This is a genomic window from uncultured Mesonia sp. (assembly GCA_947499595.1).
In the GTDB taxonomy this organism is placed as follows: Bacteria; Bacteroidota; Bacteroidia; order Flavobacteriales; family Flavobacteriaceae; genus Mesonia; species Mesonia sediminis.
The window spans coordinates 1-2,382 of record CANMOY010000022.1 but is presented as its reverse complement, the minus strand read 5'-3'; the positions used below and the strand labels follow the sequence as shown (position 1 = coordinate 2,382).

The 2,382-nt window shown below is 35.6% G+C and carries 2 protein-coding genes; one reads left to right on the top strand and one right to left on the bottom strand.

Going from position 1 to position 2,382, the window contains the following annotated elements:
• Positions 1–169: 169 nt before the first annotated feature.
• Positions 170–1,963 (bottom strand): T9SS type A sorting domain-containing protein, encoded by a 1,794-nt coding sequence (locus tag ACH2AZ_RS12360; RefSeq protein ID WP_394908088.1) that lies wholly within the window; start codon positions 1,961–1,963, stop codon positions 170–172.
• Between the two features lie 102 nt (positions 1,964–2,065).
• Here ACH2AZ_RS12360 and ACH2AZ_RS12355 point away from each other — a divergent pair.
• Positions 2,066–2,382 (top strand): hypothetical protein (locus ACH2AZ_RS12355; RefSeq protein WP_394908087.1); only part of this gene is annotated, 317 nt, incomplete at its 3' end.

Genomic DNA, 2,382 nt, shown 5'->3' with positions numbered 1-2,382 from the left:
AGTGTAGAATACAAGCAAATTTTACCAACCGGTGAAGAACGTATAGATACCTTTAAAGGTCACTTTACCTTGAAGCGATAATCAAGTTATCCTTTAATAAAAAAAAGATATAAAAAAGGCTGCCCTTTTTAGACAGCCTCCTTTATAAATTAATCTTATTAAAAACCCTCTATTCTTTAATTACTTTTTTAATAAATACTTCTCCCGAAGCATCAACAAACTTTGCAAAGTATATTCCTTGCTGCAAATGACTTAAGTTGATGGTTTTTACATTGGTATTTAAAGTCTGTTGCCATATCAACTTGCTCTGCATATCATATAGGCTCACTTTAGTATTTGCCATTGCTTTAATATGAAGCTGATTTTTAACAGGATTTGGATAAAGTTCGATAGACTTTTGCTCTTGCTCTTGCTCTATACCAAAGCTTACTCTTGATGCAGAACGGCAATAGTTGGTTTGGGTACAAGACAATTGTAGCTTAAACGGACTACTTAATAGACTAGCACCAATTTGAGAAGGTACATAAGGTATAAAATTCTGATTAAAATTATTTCCTGTAGAAGCCGAAATAACATCGATATCTAGAGTTAATGGTAGTAAACAATCACACTGCACTTCACCGCTTAAGGTTGTTCGAAATAAACTCAACGACAGTTGGTTGGTAATTGGGTTTTGTTGCAAACCAGTAAAAACTAAATTATTTTGATTATCATTGATAATACCTCCCTTAGGGGTATAATACGTATTTGAAATTACCGAAGTAGGACTACTTCCATAATTAATGGGTTGTGCAATAAAATCAAAATTCACATTAAGTAGATCTGCCGTAGAAAATTCAGATTGATACAACTGCTGCCAATTAACCTTAGCATTAGCATTATCATAATCTATAGAAAAAGCCATATGGCGCCCAATACCTGAATCAAATTGGGAGTTAAACATAAAGGCTGAATAAGCAATAGAAGTACTGTTTGTATTTCTGTCGAGAACCATTCCATTCAATAACATACTTACAAAATTATCACGATCTGGTGCATAAATAAAGTAGGAATCTATAATATTTCCGTTGGCAAAATCCACACTTATTGTTTCTAACTGGCCTTCTACCCAAGGATAAGTTACATAAAACAAGCCGGTTGCAGGATTATAAATAGCCATTCCTCCGTTTTGATGAGTAGCCTGCCCACTATAACTCTGGGTCCAAGCAGCAACGCCATTAGCATCGATTAATCGCATAAGACCTTGAGAATTCCCGCTAGCAGTAGTCGTTGTTCCAGTTAATAAAAACATTTCTTGCCCATTAGGAGAAACATTAGAAGGTACTTTGGTGATTTTATTAAATGTGTTTCTTTGGTTTAGTAGAAAACTTCCGTCATAAACTTGCGGTGTAAAAGCAGTTAAGCCAGCTAAATTGCGGTCTGCTGATAAAACAAAACCATATTTTGAACTACCCGTAGTTGTGAAACTTGTACCTAACCCCACCACTAAAAAGTCACCATTCTCTTTTTGAACAATATCGGTGCCATATAACTGATAGTTTTGTCCTGTAGGTCTTGGAGGGTCATTTAGGGTTAACTCTGCTAATAAGTTCCCGTTCTCATCAATCGTGGCAATCAAAAGATCTTTGGGTCCATTGTTGATTCCTACATAACCAGTTAAGGCAATAATATTTCCTTCGCCTATGGTGATGCTTCCTACAAAAGAATCAATCCCGCCAAAGTCAAAATTTTTACTCCATACTATACTACCGGTATTATCTATACGTAGTAATCTTACATCGGTTCCAGCTGTGATTCCAGGACTTTGTGTTCCGGCGACCACATAATCTCCCCCGTCTAATTGGGCAATAGAATGTTGTACAAAATCTCCCGAATCAACATCAATACGCTCAATAAAAGTTTGAGCGTAGCTAATCTTACTTAAAGCGATAAATAAAATTAACAAAAGTGTACTTTTTTTCATAAAATTTAAATTAAAGTTTAGATTAAGATACAATTTTGTAGATAAAGTGAAAATTTTATATTTAAATTTTTTAATGTAACTTGCATAAATAAATTAATTTATATGTTAAAAAAAGCGCTATTACTTTACTTATTTAACCTAATGAGTAGCTTTTTTATGCATGCTTATGCACAATGCCCTCCACCCCAAGGGGAGGCGTTGCAAAGTTTTTGTGGTGCTGCTCTTCGTGCACAGATCAATGAGCCTCCTGCCAATTTAACCGATTTGGTAGTAGTGGGCGATAATTTACAATGGTATAGCGATGCGGGTGGTACCACGCCTATTCCTAATACCACTCTGTTAGTAGATGGACAAACCTATTATGTGAGCCAGACCACTACCGGTACCCAGGGCTGTGAAAGCAGTTTATTGGCGGTACA